Source organism: Agrobacterium sp. (genome assembly GCF_032092815.1).
GTDB lineage: Bacteria > Pseudomonadota > Alphaproteobacteria > Rhizobiales > Rhizobiaceae > Agrobacterium.
The window spans coordinates 34803-53338 of sequence record NZ_DAMDBP010000016.1 but is presented as its reverse complement, the minus strand read 5'-3'; the positions used below and the strand labels follow the sequence as shown (position 1 = coordinate 53338).

Here is an 18536-nt window from a genome sequence, read left to right as displayed (position 1 = left end):
GAAAATCGAAGAACGTAAGGATCGTGACATCAGGTCGGGCTTTCAATTTTCTGCTTGTTGTATGGTCGATGCAGCGAGCCGTGCCCGAACCTGCCCCGAAAAAATGATTGTTCTGCCATTATCTGCGATCTGCATGCTTTGTGCAACAATCGAACCATCTTTGGTAGTAATGTCGACTGGTTCACTCGTTTGCATCTTGCCGGCGCGCAGATCAACATCTGCAGACTGGAATTTTGCCTTGATGCCGTTGGTCATATTGATCTCGAACGGCTCGGTCATTTGCATCTTGTTGGTGTTGCGGTCAAAAATACCGCCGCTTGCCGTCACTTTTGCCAAGATGTCATTCATCGGTACAGCAGCCAGAACATTTTCAAGCGTCATCAGATTGGGGCTGGCTATATCCTGCAAGGCACGATCAGCTGTCATGGAATAGGCAATGCCATCATCGTTTCGCCCTGCAACAGCGGGCTTTTCCATGACGATCTTGCCGTCCTCGATCGTTGCGCTTTCCACGGACACATTTGCCGGCCACCACGCCTTGACGAGGGAAACGCCGATAAAAATCAGTGAAATAAGAAAGGCTGTAACGGGCAGAATGATTTTCAGGCGGCGAACGCGCGCAGAATGCCGCATAGCCGTACCATATGCTGCGCCACCGTCGGTGGTCGCAGACACAAGTGCTGGCGATTCGCTTAGCTTGTCTAGCATTCCTCAGAGGTCCCGGGCAAAAGCGGGCTGGGTAATCATGGACACCAGTCGGCCTTTTCGTGTTTCAATGTTTGTCTTTGGCATGTGCGAAAGGTTCTGCCAATATGGTTTTTTATGAGTGCCATACAAGTGGGTCGTGATTTTTGCCGAAAACAGGCTTTTTTGTTTGTTTCACTTGAGCGCGCAGATAAAACCGGCTGTAACGGAAAATATGCATTCGCCAATGGCAATAGCTCTTAAAGGGACATGAAACATGGATCGCATGGCAATCGCGGACCGGCGGCAGTTGCGCCGCAAGCTGACATTCTGGCGCGTTGCTGCGATCGTTCTTCTGGTGGCGGCCTGCTTTGCAGCATACCGCGTGGCCTTTGTTTCAGGCTCGAATTCCGGTGAAGCCCATGTGGCACGGGTGCAGATATCAGGCCTGATCCAGGACGACAGGGAACTGCTCGAACGTCTCGACAAGATCGCCAAGAGCGACAATGCAAAGGCGCTTATCGTTTCAATTTCCTCGCCAGGTGGCACCACCTATGGCGGCGAACGTATATTCAAGGCCCTGCGCGCCGTCGCGGAAAAGAAGCCTGTTGTGACTGACGTTCGCACACTTGCCGCATCGGCAGGTTACATGATTGCCAGCGCTGGCGACGTCATCGTTGCCGGTGAAACCTCGATTACCGGTTCGATCGGTGTGATCTTCCAGTATCCTCAGGTTGGTCCGCTGCTGGACAAGCTTGGTATATCGCTGCAGGAAATCAAATCGTCGCCGCTCAAGGCAGAACCGTCGCCGTTTCATGAAGCACCTGAAGAGGCCAAGACCGTGATCCGTAACATGGTCATGGACAGTTATGGCTGGTTTGTCGATCTGGTGGCGGAGCGCCGCAAGCTGCCGCGCGAAGAGGTTTTGAAGCTTGCCGATGGCTCCATTTATACCGGACGACAGGCGCTGGCCGTCAAGCTGGTTGACCGTTTGGGCGGTGACAAGGAGATTCGCGACTACCTGAAAGAACGCGGTGTGAGCGAAAATCTGCCGGTTGCTGACTGGCGCGCTCCGTCGACATCATCGCCATTTTCACTTTTTGGCCTGGCAAAAGTTGCGAGAATGCTCGGATATGAGGATTTTCTGCCACTTGCAGGGGCTGCAAGTCAGGCAACCGACAAGTTGTTTCTTGACGGTCTCGTTTCGGTTTGGCAGGTTGAGCCACACTAAAAAGCCAATTTTTTCAGGGGGCCGTCGTGATTAAGTCTGAACTGGTGCAGATTGTTGCTGCGCGTAATCCGCACCTTTATCACCGCGACGTGGAAAACATCGTCAACGCGGTGCTTGACGAAATCACCGATGCCCTGGCGGGCGGCAACCGCGTCGAACTGCGTGGTTTCGGTGCCTTTTCGGTCAAGAACCGTCCGTCGCGCTCCGGCCGCAATCCGCGCACCGGTGAATCGGTGTTCGTCGAAGAGAAGTGGGTGCCGTTTTTCAAGACCGGCAAAGAACTTCGCGAACGCCTGAACCCAGGCATGGGCGATGTCGAGGACGACGACGAAGATTGAGTTTGTGAGGATGAGCGGGTCGGCATCACCAACCCGCACATCATGATGAAAAGCATGAACGGAGTACCCCATGTCGAAAAAGATCATCAACCTTCTGGTTCTGCTTCCGCTGGGTATCGTGCTGATTGTTCTATCCGTTGCCAACCGCCAGTCGGTTACCCTGGCGCTTAATCCGTTCAGACCGGACGATAGCGTTTTGTCTTTTTCGGCACCGTTTTTTGTTTTCCTGTTCCTGGCGGTTATTTTCGGCATTCTCGTCGGTTCTGCCGCAACATGGCTGACGCAGGGCAAACATCGCAAACGTGCACGCGTTGAAGCCAAGGAGGCCAATCGTTGGCATGCCGAGGCTGATCGTCAGAAAGCCGTTGCTGCGCGCGCCACTGGCGCCCATGTCGATGCGCAGCTACCGGCCAAGTAATCAGCCACTCATCCTGATAAAGTCACGGGCTGCTTTCATAATCAGCGGAATTTGACGGTGTTTTGCGCGTCGCCGCTTTGTCACAATCACGTTGGGGACTTTGCCATAGGCCCCACTGATGCTATTGGCTTTGCCAAGACAAGATGACCCTGGGGTCTTGACCCTGAAACATGGAAATTTCCGTTGAAGAAAAAAGATAACCGGTCCGGTGGCAAGAACTTTGCCGGACAGGATAAAAAACAGTCCCGCCCGGCTCGCCCGGAAAAATCCGCGTCGTTCAAGGAACGTGGACAGGCGCCGCGCCGCCAGGACGATGCCCGTCCGGCCCGCCCTGCCGCAGCAGCAAAAGACAAGGTGGCGCAGAAGGAAGTTGCTGCTGCAACTGCTGCACCGCTCCCGCAGCGCAGCCTGATGGCACGCACCGGTGATCGTCCAATCGAGCAGGTGCCGGTTATTCTCGAATCCACAGGTGCGGGTGATTTTCATCTGATCGACAGCGGCAACGGCCTCAAGCTTGAGCAATATGGCGAATACCGTATCGTTCGCCCTGAGGCGCAGGCGCTGTGGCGGCCAAACCTGGGTGCAAACATCTGGGAAAATGTCGACGCGGTTTTTACCGGTGATACCGATGAAGACGGCATGGGACGCTGGCGGTTCCCCAAGAACGCACTTGGTGAGACCTGGCCGCTTTCTTTGCTGGGCGTCGACTTTCTGGGACGTTTTACCGCCTTTCGCCATGTGGGCGTATTTCCCGAACAGATCGTCCACTGGCAGTGGCTTCAAAATGCCATTGAAACGGCAGGTCGTCCGGTCAAGGTGCTGAACCTGTTCGGTTATACCGGCGTTGCCTCTCTGGTTGCCGCCGCTGCCGGCGCAGAAGTCACCCATGTCGATGCGTCGAAAAAGGCGATCAACTGGGCCAAGGAAAATCAGGCACTGGCCGGACTTGAAAAGGCACCGATCCGCTGGATTTGCGAAGATGCCATGAAGTTCATCCAGCGCGAAGAACGCCGCGGCAGCACCTATGATATCATCCTCACGGACCCGCCGAAGTTCGGTCGCGGCACCAATGGCGAAATCTGGCAGCTGTTTGATCATCTGCCGCTGATGCTGGATATCTGCCGTGAAATCCTGTCGCCCAAGGCGCTGGGCCTTGTGCTGACCGCCTATTCCATTCGTGCCAGCTTCTATTCCACGCATGAATTGCTGATGGACATCATGCGCGGCGCAGGCGGAACGATTGCGTCCGGCGAACTGGTTATTCGTGAGGCGGGTCTCGATGGCAAGACGCCCGGTCGTGCCCTGTCCACATCGCTGTTTAGCCGCTGGGAGCCGAAATGAGCAAGGAATATCAAGCCGGAGCACCACGGCGCGTCGGTCAGGTCAAGGAAGTGACCAGCCTGACCAATCCCATCGTCAAAGACATCAAGGCACTGACCCAGAAGAAAGGCCGTGAAGAGAGCGGCACCTTCATGGCAGAAGGGCTGAAGCTGGTTATCGATGCGCTGGAACTGGGCTGGACGATCCGTACTCTGGTTTATGCCAAGGCGGCCAAGGGCAAGCCACTGGTCGAAAAGGTTGCGACAAAAACCGTTGCCTCCGGTGGACTGGTTCTGGAAGTCAGCGAAAAGGTCATTTCGTCGATCACCCGTCGCGACAATCCGCAAATGGTCGTTGGTATTTTCGAGCAGAAATGGCGCCCGCTGCGCGATATTCAGCCAACGGAAAGCCAGACCTTTGTTGCACTGGACAGGGTTCGTGACCCCGGCAATCTGGGAACCATCATTCGCACGGCGGATGCGGCAGGTGCCTCTGGCGTGATCCTGATTGGGGATTGCACCGATCCGTTTTCGCTTGAAACCGTGCGTGCGACCATGGGTTCGGTGTTTGCCGTGCCGGTGACCAGAGCCAACGTTGACGAATTTCTGCAATGGAAAAAGCAGTCGGGCGTCAACCTCGTTGCCACGCACCTGGCCGGTTCCGTGGATTACCGGACCATCACTTACAAGGGTAAACCCGTTGTCCTTATGATGGGCAATGAACAGTCCGGTCTTCCGGAAGAGCTTGCCTCCAAGGCGGATCGTTTGGCGCGTATTCCCCAGCAGGGCAGGGCGGATTCGCTCAATCTTGCCGTTGCAACGGCGGTTATGCTGTTTGAAGCACGGCGACATCTGCTTGATCTGGAGATCCGTAAGTAATGACAAAAACAGGCATGTTTTCCCGGGTGGGTCCGGCTTTGGCTCTGATCGTCGTTTTGCTGGTTGTTGACCAGATCGTCAAAACGCTGGTCGAGCTTTATCTTCCCTTGCAGGAAATGGTGCCTGTCATTCCCATGCTGGCCTTGTACCGCACCTACAATCTCGGTGTGGCCTTCTCGATGTTGTCGCATATGGATGGCTGGTTCATCGTCACCATGCGTCTGGTCATCGTTGTTTTCGTCATATGGATGTGGAAGAAAACGCCGAAAGACCGCAACTTTGCCCATCTCGGTTTTGCACTGATCATTGCCGGCGCGCTGGGCAACATCTTTGACCGATTCCTCTACGGCCACGTCATCGATTACATCCTGTTTCACACGCAGACCTGGTCTTTTGCCGTGTTCAATCTGGCCGACAGCTTCATCAGTATCGGTGCAGCCTGCGTGATCCTGGACGAATTGTTGCAGATGAAAACGTCGAAAGACACGCAGAAAGATTAAACTTTTATCGTTTAGGCAAAGCCAATCAAAACCGCTGACATGGTAGAGATTGGCTATGAGCGACCCTGCACATCTTCGCAAGCACGTTTCCGGTCCTTTTGAGGATGCCGCAGTCTTAAAGACAAAGGCGGCAGACAGCCCGATTTTGCCAGCTCTGGAAGGTCCTGAGCATCAGAAAACGGCGGAACTCCGTGGGCAGAACAAAGCTTCTTTGATCGGGCTTGTCGCCGGTGCCGGCCTTGTGTCGTCACTGCCATTGATGTGGAACGGCCTTGCGGGCTGGCCCCTTTCTCTCATCTCTATCGTTACCCTGAGTGCGGCGACAGTTCCCGTTCTGCGTGCGCTGAATAAGGCGCGTTTTGAGACAGCGGCAGCGCCGCAGCTGCTGGCTGAAACCACAATTCTGCCTGATGTCCACGACGCCATGGGTGACATTGCCGTGCTGCGCGGCATGGACCGCCGGATCATCGAGGCCAACGACACATTTCGCGAAATGACGGGCTGCAATGTGCCCGTCGGTTTGAGCTGCGAGGAAATCGGCCTTGCCTTCCGTCCCGGCGGAAAGGCGCATTGTTATGACGTTGAAATCGCCACGCCTTATGGCCAGCGCATTTTCACGTGGCAGGATGCGGTTGTGCGGCTGGGGCAAAGCAATCGTCTGGTCATCCAGTCGGTTGCCCGCGATGTGACCGATGAGCGTCGTGCATTGATGACGCGTGAAGAAGCGCGCCAGAAGGCGGAAAAGGAAAGTGCGGTCAAAAGCCGGTTGCTGGCGACCGTTGCCCATGAAATACGCCTACCGCTCAGCGGCATTCTCGGCATGAACCACCTGCTATCGCAGACAAAGCTCAATGATGAGCAACGCAATTATCTCGATGGTACACGCCAATCCGGTCAGGCACTGGTGCAACTGGTCGAAGACCTCCTTGATTTTTCCACCATGGAAGCGGGGCGTTTCCGCCTCAATCCAAGGGCAGAAAATCTGCGACGCCTTCTGGAAAGCATTGTTGAGATGCTGGCACATCGCGCCCATGAAAAGGGCATCGAGATTGCATCGACCGTTGCCGCCAATGTGCCGGAATATCTGGATTTTGATCCCGCAAGATTGCGCCAGGTGCTGTTCAACCTCATTGGAAATGCGGTGAAATTCACAGCGTCCGGCGGGGTGCTGATCCGCACTTTGATGGATGGCGATCAGCTGGTCATCACCATATCCGATACCGGGCCTGGCATGACCAAGGCCGAACAGGCGCGGGTATTCGGAGAGTTTGAACAGGCCGGATCGACCCGCCAGCGCAGTGCTGGAACCGGGCTTGGACTTGCAATTTCCGCACGGATCGTGCGGGAATTTGGCGGTTCCTTGAGCGTTGAAAGCGTCAAGGGCAAAGGCAGTGTCTTCATTTTGCGTTTTCGCGCCGGTGCCGATGGTCTTGCCGACGATGATGCACATCGTGGCCAGACGCTGACCAAAAGCAATGTGCTGCTTCTCTCACCAGAAGGCATGAGCGCGATGGCGGCCAAGGCCTCCATCCTGTCATTGGGCGGGCGATGCCGTGTTGTCTCCGACATGGCGGCCGTTGAGGCGCTTGATCTGCAGGATGGAAAAGACGGTGAAATGATCAGCGATATCATCGTGGATCACCGTTGTGCCGGCCTGTTTGGCGATATTATCAAGAGATGGCCGTGCCTGTCGGAAAAGCCAGTGCGTCGCATCCTGCTGGTCAATCCTGAGGAGCGGGCTACCCAGCTACAAGGCGGTTATGATGCGTGGCTTATCCGCCCATTGCGTGAAAAGTCTCTTGCCGATGTCTTGAGTGGTCGTCTGCGCGGCATGGAACGACGCGACGCCATCAATGACAACCAGCCCGGCTTTGGTGGCGCGGATGCCGTTCATCCGGCAGGACGGAAGCCGTTTGTTCTGGTGGCGGAGGACGATCCGGTCAATGCACGCATCCTGCGCGCGGTGCTGGAAAAATCCGGTCATGAGGTCAATCTCGTTACAGACTTTCCAGCACTTCTGGCCGCTGCCGTTCCCGGTGCCGCAATTCGTCCCGATCTGATCATTTCCGACTTCAATATGCCCGGCGGCGAAGCTCTGGACGTGCTTCCGCATATCTGCCGTGAATATGCTCAATGGCCGCGTGTGCCTGTTATCGTGCTCAGTGCCGATACGTCACCGGACATGCGCCAATCGGCTCTTGAGGCCGGGGTAAGGACGGTGTTGTCAAAACCGGTTGATCCCAAGCAATTGCTGGAAGAAATCCATGCCTTGTTGCCGCAGGCGGAATCGCTCGCCTATTAGACGGTAGGCAGCCTGACCACGCATTGCGTATCACTGGTTGAAAAGACTTTGACAGCAGCGTGTTGTTCCTTTTGCCGCAGGGCCAGGTTGTCACTATTCTGTCGTCAATAAGTGATTTATGACAACCGAACTCAATCGGTGGCGGAGCGATTCTCCATGGTCACAGAAATACTGAACCGCGATATTGCCGAACAGGGCGCATCAGTCGCTCAGGTTATCGGAAAAGTAAAACAGGACAGCGGTCTTTTGGGCCGCATTGGCACATTGGAAACGCGTCTTGCGGTCAATGAACGCGAGATCGATGCCGCCCAATCCGTCCGTTACCGGGTGTTTGTCGAAGAGATGAAGGCCAGCCTTCCCTCAGATGCCATGCGGCGCAAACGTGATGTCGATGCCTATGATGCCATTTGTGATCACCTTCTGGTGCTGGACCGTGCCATCGAAGGGGATACGGAAGACCAGATCGTTGGCACATACCGTCTGCTGCGCCAGGAAGTTGCGCTCGCTCACGGCGGCTTTTATTCCGGTTCGGAATTCCTGATCGGCGATCTTCTTGAGCGCCATCCCGACAAGCAGTTCATGGAACTGGGTCGCTCCTGCGTGCTTCCGGAATATCGCACCAAACGCACCGTTGAACTGTTGTGGCAGGGCAACTGGGCCTATGCCGTGCGTCACAGAATGGACGGCATGTTTGGCTGTGCATCTTTCCCCGGCGTCAGCCCGGAAAGTCATGCGCTTGCCCTGTCTTTCCTGCATCACCACAACACGGCCAAGGGCGAATGGGCGGTCAATGCCCGGCCTGAACTTTACCGTGAAATGGATCTCATGCCGGTTGAAGCGATCAATGCGCGCCGCGCCGTGTCCTCCATGCCGCCTCTGATCAAGGGTTACATGCGTCTTGGCGCCATGTTTGGTTCCGGCGCTGTCGTTGATCACGCCTTCAACACGACGGATGTTCTGGTCGTGCTGCCGGTGACGGCCATAGCCGGCCGTTACGTGAATTATTATGGCGCTGATGCCGGGCGTTTTTCCTGCTGAACGGCCTTTGGCGATAAAATCTTGAACGCGAATAACACCGGTGCAAGCCAGCTTCCTGTGGGCAGCGGCTTTGCCCATGTTGTGTTGCAAGGGGCAAAACCGCTAGTTTGCCGGTTCGTTTCCCGCAACAGACCAGATTGTCGACCAAGCCATTGACGGACGTTCATTCCCACGCCTCGCTGATATCAGAAGAAAGCCGCGCATCGGCAACGCCGATGATGGAGCAGTATATCGAAATAAAGGCGAACAACCCCGGTTCGCTGCTGTTTTATCGCATGGGCGATTTCTACGAACTGTTTTTTGATGATGCCGTTGCGGCGTCACAGGCGCTTGGCATTACGCTGACCAAACGCGGTCAGCATCTTGGCCATGATATCCCGATGTGTGGCGTACCGGTGCACGCAGCCGATGATTATCTCCAGAAGCTGATTGCTCGCGGTTTCCGCGTTGCCGTTTGCGAGCAGGTGGAAGATCCGGCCGAGGCCAAGAAACGCGGCTCAAAATCCGTTGTTCGCCGCGACGTGGTGCGACTGGTGACGCCGGGCACCCTGACCGAAGAAAAGCTGCTGGTTGCCACTGAATCCAACTATCTGATGGCACTGACCCGCATTCGCGGCGGTGCCGAGGTACAGTTCGCGCTGGCCTGGATTGATATTTCGACCGGCGTGTTCCGTCTTTCGGAAACCAATCTGACCCGCCTTTTGGCCGATATCTGGCGTATCGACCCGCGCGAATTGATCGTTGCCGACACGCTGTTTCATGACGCAGAGCTGAAGCCGATCTTCGATGTGCTCGGCCGGGTGGCCGTACCGCAACCGGCGGTGCTGTTTGACAGCGCAACGGCGGAAGGACGCATTGCGCGCTATTTCGGCGTGACGACGCTGGACGGATTTGGAAGTTTTTCGCGTGTGGAACTGGCAGCTGCCGCCGCAGCTGTCGCTTATGTTGAAAAAACGCAGATTGCCGAGCGTCCGCCACTTGGCACGCCGGAGCGGGAAAGTGCAGCCTCGACGCTGTTCATCGACCCCGCCACGCGCGCCAATCTGGAATTGGCAAAGACCCTGTCCGGAGACCGGGAAGGCTCATTGCTGGGCGCAATCAACCGCACGGTGACCGGCGGCGGTGCGAGACTTCTGGCCGAACGCCTGTTGTCGCCACTGACCGATCCTGAACGGATCAATGCCCGGCTGGATTCCGTGTCCTGGCTGATGGATGACAATGCAATGGCCGAGCGGTTGCGCGAGGCGTTGAAACATGTGCCTGACATGCCGCGCGGTCTGTCTCGACTGGCGCTCGAGCGCGGTGGCCCGAGAGATCTCGGGGCCATTCGTCAGGGCCTGTCAGTCGCAGCAAGTATCGCTGCCTCTCTGGATGAAGGTTTGTTGCCGGATGAGCTGGCAGACGCCCTGTCGGCCCTCAAGGCCCTGCCGGGCGATCTTGAAGACATGCTTGGCTCCATGCTGGCCGATGAGTTGCCATTGCTGAAACGCGATGGCGGTTTTGTGCGGGAAGGTGCCAATCCTGAACTCGACGAGGTGCGTGCACTGCGTGACCAGTCGCGCCGTGTTGTTGCTGGCCTGCAGCTGAAATATTCCGAGGAAACCGGCATCAAGTCGCTGAAGATCAAGCACAACAACGTGCTTGGTTATTTCATCGAGGTAACGGCCGGCAACGCCGATGTCATGACGTCCACGGATGAAGCAAAGGCGCGGTTCATCCACCGCCAGACCATGGCAGGCGCGATGCGCTTTACCACCACGGAACTGGCCGATCTGGAAAGCCGCATCGCCAATGCTGCCGCACAGGCGCTGACCATGGAGCTGGATGCTTTCGAGCGCATGACGGCAGCTGTGGTTTCCAAGGCCGAAGCCATCAAGGCTGGTGCCATGGCGCTGGCTGTCATCGATGTTGCAGCAGGTCTAGCCTATCTTGCCGTGGAGCAGGCCTATTGCCGCCCGGTGGTCGATGGCTCGATGACATTTGCCATCAAGGGTGGACGCCATCCGGTGGTTGAGCAGGCGCTGCGTCGCCAGTCGGCTGGGCCGTTCATCGCCAACAACTGCGATCTTTCGGCAGAAAACGGCGGCAAGAATGGGGCAATCTGGCTTCTGACCGGCCCGAACATGGGTGGTAAGTCGACATTCCTGCGCCAGAACGCGCTGATTGCCATCATGGCGCAGGCGGGTTCCTTTGTTCCGGCTGAAGCAGCCCATATCGGTATCGTCGACCGGCTGTTTTCCCGCGTTGGTGCATCGGATGATCTGGCGCGTGGCAGGTCGACCTTCATGGTCGAGATGGTTGAAACGGCTGCTATTCTCAATCAGGCAACCGAACGTTCGCTGGTTATTCTCGATGAGATCGGGCGCGGCACGGCCACTTTCGACGGCCTCTCCATCGCTTGGGCTGCCGTTGAACATCTGCATGAGATCAATAGCTGTCGTGGCCTGTTTGCCACCCACTTCCACGAACTGACGGTTCTGTCGGAAAAACTGGGTCGACTGTCCAATGCCACCATGCGGGTCAAGGAATGGGATGGCGAGGTCATCTTCCTGCATGAGGTTGGACCGGGCGCAGCAGACCGTTCCTATGGTATTCAGGTGGCGCGCCTTGCAGGCCTGCCGGCCTCGGTTGTTGATCGAGCCCGTGATGTGCTGACACGCCTTGAAGATGCCGATCGCAAAAACCCGGCCAGCCAGCTGATCGATGATCTGCCTCTGTTCCAGATGGCGGTTCGGCGTGAAGAAAGCCGCAAGGGTGGGGCTTCCAAGGTGGAGGAGGCCGTCAAGGCGCTCAACCCCGATGAGATGACACCACGTGAAGCATTGGACGCGCTTTATGCGCTCAAGAAACAACTTGGCAATGCTTGATCGCTAAATTGCCTGTCCATGACGCCCCAAAATCGCTATAGGCCTTTGCCAATACGGCACGCTATAGCGCCCTTAAGCAGAATGGATGCAGGCTTTATGGCCCATAAGGAAATCGATTACGCCGAAATCCTCGACGTCGAGGCTTTCCAGAAGGAATGTGATGCAGTTTTTGCCGGCGAGGGAAAACTGCTGTTGGATGCACGGTCCCAATTGCTGCCGATTTTCCGCAAGGCAAGCAATGAAGGTCGCAACAAGGCGCGCCACATATTGGACGCGGATGGCGGCGGACTGGATTGCGCGCGGCGTATATCCTGGTTGCAGGACCGGCTGATCGAGGTTCTCTATCATCTGGCGGTCACCTATGTTTATCCGCGTGATGCCGCTGAAATTACCGTCACCGCCGTTGGCGGTTATGGTCGCGATACGCTGGCGCCGGGCTCGGATATTGATCTGCTTTTCCTTTTGCCACCGAAAAACTCGCAGGACATGCAAAAGGCTGTCGAGTTCGTTCTCTACATTCTGTGGGATCTGGGCTTCAAGGTTGGCCACGCCACCCGCACGGTGGAGGAATGTATCCGCCTTTCGAAATCCGATATGACCATCCGCACAGCCATTCTCGAAATGCGCTACATCTGCGGCAAGAGGGCGCTGTCTGACGATCTGGAAAAACGCTTTGACGCTGAAGTGACGACGGGCACCGGTCCGGAATTCATCGCCGCCAAACTTGCCGAACGTGATCAGCGCCACCGCAAGGCCGGCGACACCCGCTATCTGGTCGAACCAAATGTCAAGGAAGGCAAGGGCGGTTTGCGCGACCTGCACACGCTGTTCTGGATTGCCAAATATTATTACCATGTGCGTGACGCGGCCGAGCTTGTGAAGCTTGGTGTTCTCTCACGCCGTGAATTGAAGTTGTTTGAAAAGGCAGATGATTTTCTCTGGGCAGTTCGCTGCCAGATGCATTTTCTGACCAACAAGGCAGAAGAGCGCCTGTCGTTTGATATTCAGCGCGAAATTGCCGCTGCGCTCGGTTATCAGCCGCGACCAGGTCTGTCGGCCGTCGAGCGTTTCATGAAACACTACTTCCTTGTTGCAAAGGATGTCGGCGATCTGACGCGCATCGTCTGCGCGGCACTGGAAGACCGCCAGGCGAAAGCTGTTCCGGGCCTGACCGGTGTGTTGAACCGCTTTACCAACCGTGTGCGCAAGATTGCCGGCAGCGTGGAATTCGTTGAAGACCGCGGCCGCATTGCGCTGGCCGATCCCGATGTCTTCAAGCGCGATCCGGTCAATATCATCAGACTGTTCCACATTGCCGATATCAACGATTTGGAACTGCATCCGGATGCGCTGCGCGTGCTGACACGCTCCCTGTCGCTGATTGATAACCGGGTGCGGGAGAACGACGAAGCCAACCGGCTGTTCCTGTCGATCCTGACATCACGGCGCGATCCGGCCCTGATGTTGCGGCGCATGAATGAGGCGGGTGTTCTCGGTAAATTCATCCCGGAATTTGGCAAGATCGTCGCGATGATGCAGTTCAACATGTACCACCACTACACGGTGGATGAGCATCTCATCCGCTCGGTGGCGGTACTGTCTGAAATCGAAAAAGGTCAGGCCGTCGATACACATCCGCTGGTCAACCAGCTGATGCCGATGATCGAGGATCGTGAGGCACTTTATGTGGCGGTGCTGCTGCATGACGTGGCCAAGGGCCGGCAGGAAGACCATTCCATTGCCGGTGCCAGAGTGGCCCGCAAATTCTGCCAGCGGTTCCGTTTGAGCGTAAAACAGACCGAAACCGTGACCTGGCTGATCGAACAGCATCTGCTGATGTCGATGGTGGCGCAGACCCGTGATCTGCATGACCGCAAAACCATCGCAGACTTTGCCGACAAGGTGCAATCGATGGAGCGGTTGAAAATGCTGCTCATCCTGACGGTTTGCGATATTCGCGCCGTCGGCCCGGATGTCTGGAATGGCTGGAAAGGCCAGCTTCTGCGCACACTCTATTACGAAACGGAATTGCTGCTTTCGGGCGGTTTCTCGGAAGTGTCTCGCAAGGAACGTGCCAAGGTCGCCCGCGAAAAGCTCTATGACGCGCTGACCGACTGGGGTCAGAAAGCCCGCCGCAAATATACCGGCTTGCATTACGAGCCCTATCTTCTGTCGGTCGATCTGGAAGACCAGATCCGTCACACACGGTTCCTGCGGTTGGCCGACAAGGAAGCCAAGGCGCTGTCCACCATGGTGCGCACGCATTCCTTCCATGCCATTACCGAAATCACCATTCTGGCACCGGACCATCCGCGCCTGCTTTCGGTGATTGCCGGGGCATGCGCTGCGGCTGGTGCCAACATTGCCGATGCGCAGATTTTTACCACCTCTGATGGACGTGCGCTCGATACCATCCTCATCAACCGCGAATTCCCGATCGATGAAGACGAGATGCGGCGTGGCGCCAATATCTGCAAACTGATCGAGGAAGTGCTGTCGGGCAGCAAGAGGCTGCCTGAGGTCATTGCGACCCGCACCAAGTCGAAGAAAAAGAACCGTACCTTCAACATTCCGCCGTCGGTCATCATCTCCAACAGCCTCTCGAACAAGTTCACAGTTGTTGAGGTCGAGTGCCTTGACCGCACCGGTCTGTTGGCCGACATCACCGCCACCATCGCCGACCTTTCGCTTGATATCGCGTCTGCGCGTATTACCACCTTTGGCGAAAAGGTTATCGATACCTTCTATGTCACTGACCTGACCGGCCAGAAGATCATGAATGATAACAGACAGGCCAACATCGTGGCGCGGCTGAAAAACATCATGGCCGACCCGGAGGACATTCAGGCTGCGACCGGTGAAAGAGCAGCAGCACCCGTAGGATCAGCAACCGCTGGCGCAGCAACCAACCGGATGAAAGCACAGGCATGAGCCTTCTGAAGAAATTTGCCACGGTCGGAGCGGGCACGCTCGGCAGCCGTGTATTCGGTTTCATGCGCGAAATGCTCATGGCGGCAGCGCTTGGCACGGGCCCGGTGGCGGATGCGTTTAATGCCGCTTTCCGCTTTCCCAATACGTTCCGCCGGCTGTTTGCCGAAGGCGCCTTCAATTCGGCCTTCGTGCCGCTGTTTGCCAAGGAAATCGAAGCAAGTGGCATGGAAGGCGCAAGGCGCTTTTCCGAAGAGGTATTCGGCGTCCTGTTTACGGTGCTGATGGCGCTGACCATCGCCATGGAACTGGCAATGCCGCTTCTGGTGCGTACCATCATCGCGCCAGGTTTTGCAGACGATCCCATCAAGTTCGACAACACGGTACGGCTGGCGACCATCATGTTCCCCTATCTCGCCTGCATGTCGCTGGCGGCCATGATGGGCGGCATGTTGAATTCGCTGCATCGTTATTTTGCAGCTGCCATTGCCCCGGTGTTCCTCAATATCATCCTGATCGCTGTTCTGGGCTGGGCATGGTATGGCGGCCATGATCCACTGGAAGTGGGCTATGGCCTGTCCTGGGGTGTGATGGTTGCCGGTGTCGTGCAGCTTGCCATTGTCTGGGTTGCCGTTCGCAATGCCGGTATGCGTATCGGTTTTCGCCGCCCGCGCATGACCAAAAATGTTAGCCGGCTATTGGTGCTGGCTTTTCCGGCCGCCATCACCGGCGGCATTACCCAGATCAACCTGCTGATCAACACGGCGATTGCCTCTGGCGGCGAGGGGACGATCGCGTCGCTTGCCTATGCAGACCGTGTCTACCAGTTGCCGCTGGGGGTCGTCGGCATTGCCGTTGCAACGGTATTGCTGCCGGAACTGTCCCGTGCGCTGCGTGGCGGCCATCATGTGGAAGCCGCCACTCTGCAGAACCGCTCCGTCGAATTCGTGCTGTTTTTGACGCTGCCAGCGGCGGCGGCCCTGCTGGTCATGGCTGAGCCGATCGTGCAACTGCTTTATCAGCGCGGCAACTTCTCCGCCGATGCAACGGTCAAAGTGGCCGAAATCCTCGGCATCTATGGCCTCGGCCTTCCGGCATTCGTGTTGATCAAGGCGTTCATTCCAGGCTTTTTTGCACGCGAGGATACGAAGACACCGATGATCTTCGCTGCCATATCAGTTGTGGTGAACGTCTCGCTTGCTCTTTACCTGTTCCCGAAATTTGACGGTGCCGGCATTGCGACCGCAGAAATTATTGCCGGCTGGGTCAACGCAGCCATGCTGTTTGCCATGCTGGTAAAACGCGGCCACTGGAAAATCGACGTACCGCTTCTAACGCGTATTCCGCGCCTGCTGTTTGCCTCAGCTGTCATGGCCACATTGATCTGGTTTTCCATGCAATGGCTGCAGCCGTGGTTGTCGCACGGTCATTTCGCCGTGCGTGCCGGAACCATTTTTGGCCTGATCTTGGTGGCAATGGCGGTTTATTTTGGGCTGGCCTTCCTGTCCGGCGGTGCGCAGCTTTCCATGGTCAAACGCAACCTCAAGCGGGGCGCGGCCAAAAACACCGCATCAAAGGATGAAACGCCATGAGTGCAGGCTTCGCGCAAAATCGCCGTATTGCCCTGATCACACTGGTTGTCGATAGCTATGACAGGGCCAAGTCGTTTTATTGTGATAGCCTGGGTTTCGAGTGCCTGTCCGACGAACGGATGCCGGATGGCAAACGATGGCTGGTGGTAAAACCCAAGGGAACAGACGGTTGCGGTTTGCTGCTGGCCGAAGCCGATGGCGATCAACAGACCTGTAGTATCGGTAATCAGACCGGTGGCCGTGTCGGCTTTTTTCTGAACACCGATGACTTCGCCCGCGATCATGCGGCGATGCTGGCCAAGGGTGTGCGTTTTCTGGAAGAACCACGCCACGAGGTTTACGGCTCGGTGGCGGTGTTTGAAGACCTTTATGGCAATCGCTGGGATCTTTTGGAACCCCGTCATTCCCCCACTTGATTGCGCGGTGTTGCGGGTGCATAAGCGCCCGCGAAATCTAACCAAGGAGCAAGGCCCTCCACAAGCCTTCGAGGACACTCATGAGCGAATTCAAGAAACTGGTTTTTTCGGGCGTTCAGCCAACCGGTAATCTGCATCTTGGCAATTATCTCGGCGCTATTCGCAAGTTCGTCGCGCTTCAGGAAGACAGTGACTGCATCTACTGCGTGGTGGACCTTCACGCCATCACCGCGCAGCTGGTGCATCAGGATCTGCGGGCACAGACCCGTTCTATTGCTGCAGCTTTCATTGCTGCCGGTATCGATCCGGTGAAACACATTGTCTTCAACCAGTCGGCCGTGCCGCAGCATGCGGAACTGGCATGGGTGTTCAACTGTGTCGCGCGCATCGGCTGGATGGAACGCATGACGCAGTTCAAGGACAAGTCAGGTAAAAATGCCGAACAGGTCTCGCTGGGGCTTCTGGCCTATCCAAGCCTGATGGCTGCCGACATTCTCGTCTACCGCGCGACCCACGTGCCGGTTGGCGACGACCAGAAACAGCATCTGGAACTGGCACGCGACATTGCTCAGAAATTCAACATCGATTTCGGTGCGCAGATCAAGACCGCAGGTCTTGGACGTGACATCTTGGTCGGTGAAGAGCCGGTGCACGCCTATTTCCCGATGGTCGAACCGCTGATCGGTGGTCCGGCGCCGCGCGTCATGTCGCTCAAGGATGGCTCGAAAAAAATGTCGAAGTCTGATCCGTCTGATCTGTCGCGCATCAACCTGATGGACGACGTCGATGCCATTTCGAAGAAAATTCGCAAGGCAAAGACCGATCCAGATGCGTTGCCGAGCGAAACCGATGGCCTGAAGGGTCGCCCCGAGGCGGAAAATCTGGTTGGCATTTACGCAGCACTTGCCGACAAGTCCAAGGCAGAGGTGTTGCAGGAGTTTGGTGGACAGCAATTCTCCGCCTTCAAGCCTGCGCTGGTCGATCTGGCTGTGAATGTTCTGGCACCAATCACCGTAGAAATGCGCCGTCTGCTTGACGATACCAACCACATCGACGCCATTCTGAGAGATGGCTCTGAGCGGGCTGGCGTCATTGCCGAAAAGACCATGAATGAAGTCCGCGATATCGTTGGCTTCCTGCGTTGATAACGCGCCGCCCGCAGCCAATGCGGGCGGCTTGTCAGCCCGCCAAATTTCTATAAGCTCCGCCTCGATCGCATAACAAGGCGAGTCTCATCGTCTGAGCATGTCACGCGATGTGCTTATGAATTTCAGAAACAGGGAGCGCGCTCTATGGTTTCAAAACGGCTGTCTCGACTTGAAGGTCATCGCCGTAAATTCCTGGCGGTCATCGACGGGACGCCCGAATGCGAAAGGGCAGTTCATTATGCTGGCCGCCGTGCCAAGAATTCAAATGGTGGTCTGGTTTTGCTGTACGTGATCCCGGATGGCGATTTCCAGCAGTGGCTGGGTGTCGAGCAGATCATGCGGGCAGAGGCGCAGGAAGAGGCGGAAGCCTCCATGGCCAAGACTGCACAAAAAGTCCGCGAGGCCGTTGGCATCGAGCCGGAAGTGGTCATTCGTGAAGGCGCTGCCACCGAGCAGATCCACGGATTGATCGAAGAAGATCGCGATATCGCCATCTTGGTTCTGGCGGCCGGATCCACCAAAGAAGGCCCGGGCCCGCTGGTCTCATCGATTGCCGGTCGTGGTGCTGCATTCCCTATTCCTGTCACGGTTCTGCCAGACACATTGAGCGATGAGGAAATCGACGCGCTCTGCTAGGACTTTGTCCAAGAGCGAAATTCGCTTTCCGAACCGTGGCGTGCTTTACAACAAACAGCACAGACACGATCTATTGGCATTGTCCGGGCCAACGTGCTTTAAGCGCGCAAATTGACTTTCTTTGCCGAAAGCCCATTTGTTGAATGTAATTCTCATGTCCGGGCTTGAAGAATGTGCCTGTCCGGCGTATTTTTTGAATAATTCTAAATTCAGGAGCGTCGCCGCTCCGAAGGAGACATG

At 56.4% G+C, this 18536-nt stretch carries 15 protein-coding genes; 14 read left to right on the top strand and 1 reads right to left on the bottom strand.

Annotation, left to right across the window (positions count from 1 at the left end; genetic code table 11):
- Positions 1 to 42 precede the first annotated feature (42 nt).
- Positions 43 to 708: an LPS export ABC transporter periplasmic protein LptC gene (gene lptC / locus RT613_RS11905; protein ID WP_313615587.1), complete on the bottom strand. Its 666-nt coding sequence runs from the start codon at positions 706 to 708 to the stop codon at positions 43 to 45.
- A gap of 253 nt (positions 709 to 961) precedes the next feature.
- On the opposite strand from lptC, the gene sppA reads away from it, so the two are divergent.
- The 14 genes from sppA (at position 962) to RT613_RS11835 (ending at position 18296) form a co-directional block, all read left to right on the top strand.
- A complete protein-coding gene (gene sppA / locus RT613_RS11900; protein WP_313615585.1) occupies positions 962 to 1915 on the top strand; it encodes a signal peptide peptidase SppA in 954 nt (317 codons plus the stop codon).
- A 26-nt stretch (positions 1916 to 1941) separates the two neighbouring features.
- Positions 1942 to 2253, top strand: a complete 312-nt coding sequence (locus RT613_RS11895) for an integration host factor subunit beta (protein ID WP_192486639.1) — start codon at positions 1942 to 1944, stop codon at positions 2251 to 2253.
- 70 nt (positions 2254 to 2323) lie between these two features.
- Positions 2324 to 2671, top strand: a complete 348-nt coding sequence (locus tag RT613_RS11890; protein WP_313615583.1) for a DUF1049 domain-containing protein — start codon at positions 2324 to 2326, stop codon at positions 2669 to 2671.
- Positions 2672 to 2854: 183 nt separating this feature from the next.
- Complete coding sequence (locus tag RT613_RS11885; protein WP_313615581.1) at positions 2855 to 4012, top strand: class I SAM-dependent methyltransferase; 1158 nt, start codon at positions 2855 to 2857, stop codon at positions 4010 to 4012.
- A complete protein-coding gene (locus RT613_RS11880; protein WP_313615579.1) occupies positions 4009 to 4869 on the top strand; it encodes an RNA methyltransferase in 861 nt (286 codons plus the stop codon). The genes RT613_RS11885 and RT613_RS11880 overlap by 4 nt, the downstream gene beginning before the upstream one ends.
- A complete protein-coding gene (lspA, locus tag RT613_RS11875; protein ID WP_313615578.1) occupies positions 4869 to 5369 on the top strand; it encodes a signal peptidase II in 501 nt (166 codons plus the stop codon). The genes RT613_RS11880 and lspA overlap by 1 nt, the downstream gene beginning before the upstream one ends.
- A gap of 55 nt (positions 5370 to 5424) precedes the next feature.
- The gene (locus RT613_RS11870; RefSeq protein WP_313615576.1) at positions 5425 to 7671 is read left to right on the top strand and encodes an ATP-binding protein; all 2247 of its coding nucleotides are present in this window, start codon (positions 5425 to 5427) and stop codon (positions 7669 to 7671) included.
- 156 nt (positions 7672 to 7827) lie between these two features.
- Positions 7828 to 8709: a GNAT family N-acetyltransferase gene (locus tag RT613_RS11865; protein WP_313615574.1), complete on the top strand. Its 882-nt coding sequence runs from the start codon at positions 7828 to 7830 to the stop codon at positions 8707 to 8709.
- A gap of 215 nt (positions 8710 to 8924) precedes the next feature.
- Positions 8925 to 11576, top strand: a complete 2652-nt coding sequence (gene mutS / locus RT613_RS11860; RefSeq protein ID WP_409558815.1) for a DNA mismatch repair protein MutS — start codon at positions 8925 to 8927, stop codon at positions 11574 to 11576.
- 96 nt (positions 11577 to 11672) lie between these two features.
- Positions 11673 to 14507, top strand: coding sequence for a [protein-PII] uridylyltransferase (locus RT613_RS11855; RefSeq protein ID WP_313615573.1), 2835 nt, complete (start codon positions 11673 to 11675; stop codon positions 14505 to 14507).
- Positions 14504 to 16096, top strand: coding sequence for a murein biosynthesis integral membrane protein MurJ (murJ, locus tag RT613_RS11850; protein ID WP_313615571.1), 1593 nt, complete (start codon positions 14504 to 14506; stop codon positions 16094 to 16096). Before RT613_RS11855 ends, murJ begins: the two co-directional genes overlap by 4 nt.
- Positions 16093 to 16512 (top strand): VOC family protein, encoded by a 420-nt coding sequence (locus RT613_RS11845; protein WP_313615569.1) that lies wholly within the window; start codon positions 16093 to 16095, stop codon positions 16510 to 16512. The genes murJ and RT613_RS11845 overlap by 4 nt, the downstream gene beginning before the upstream one ends.
- A gap of 80 nt (positions 16513 to 16592) precedes the next feature.
- Complete coding sequence (gene trpS, locus RT613_RS11840; protein ID WP_313615568.1) at positions 16593 to 17657, top strand: tryptophan--tRNA ligase; 1065 nt, start codon at positions 16593 to 16595, stop codon at positions 17655 to 17657.
- Positions 17658 to 17804: 147 nt separating this feature from the next.
- A complete protein-coding gene (locus tag RT613_RS11835) occupies positions 17805 to 18296 on the top strand; it encodes a universal stress protein (RefSeq protein ID WP_313615566.1) in 492 nt (163 codons plus the stop codon).
- The last annotated feature ends 240 nt before the right edge of the window (positions 18297 to 18536 follow it).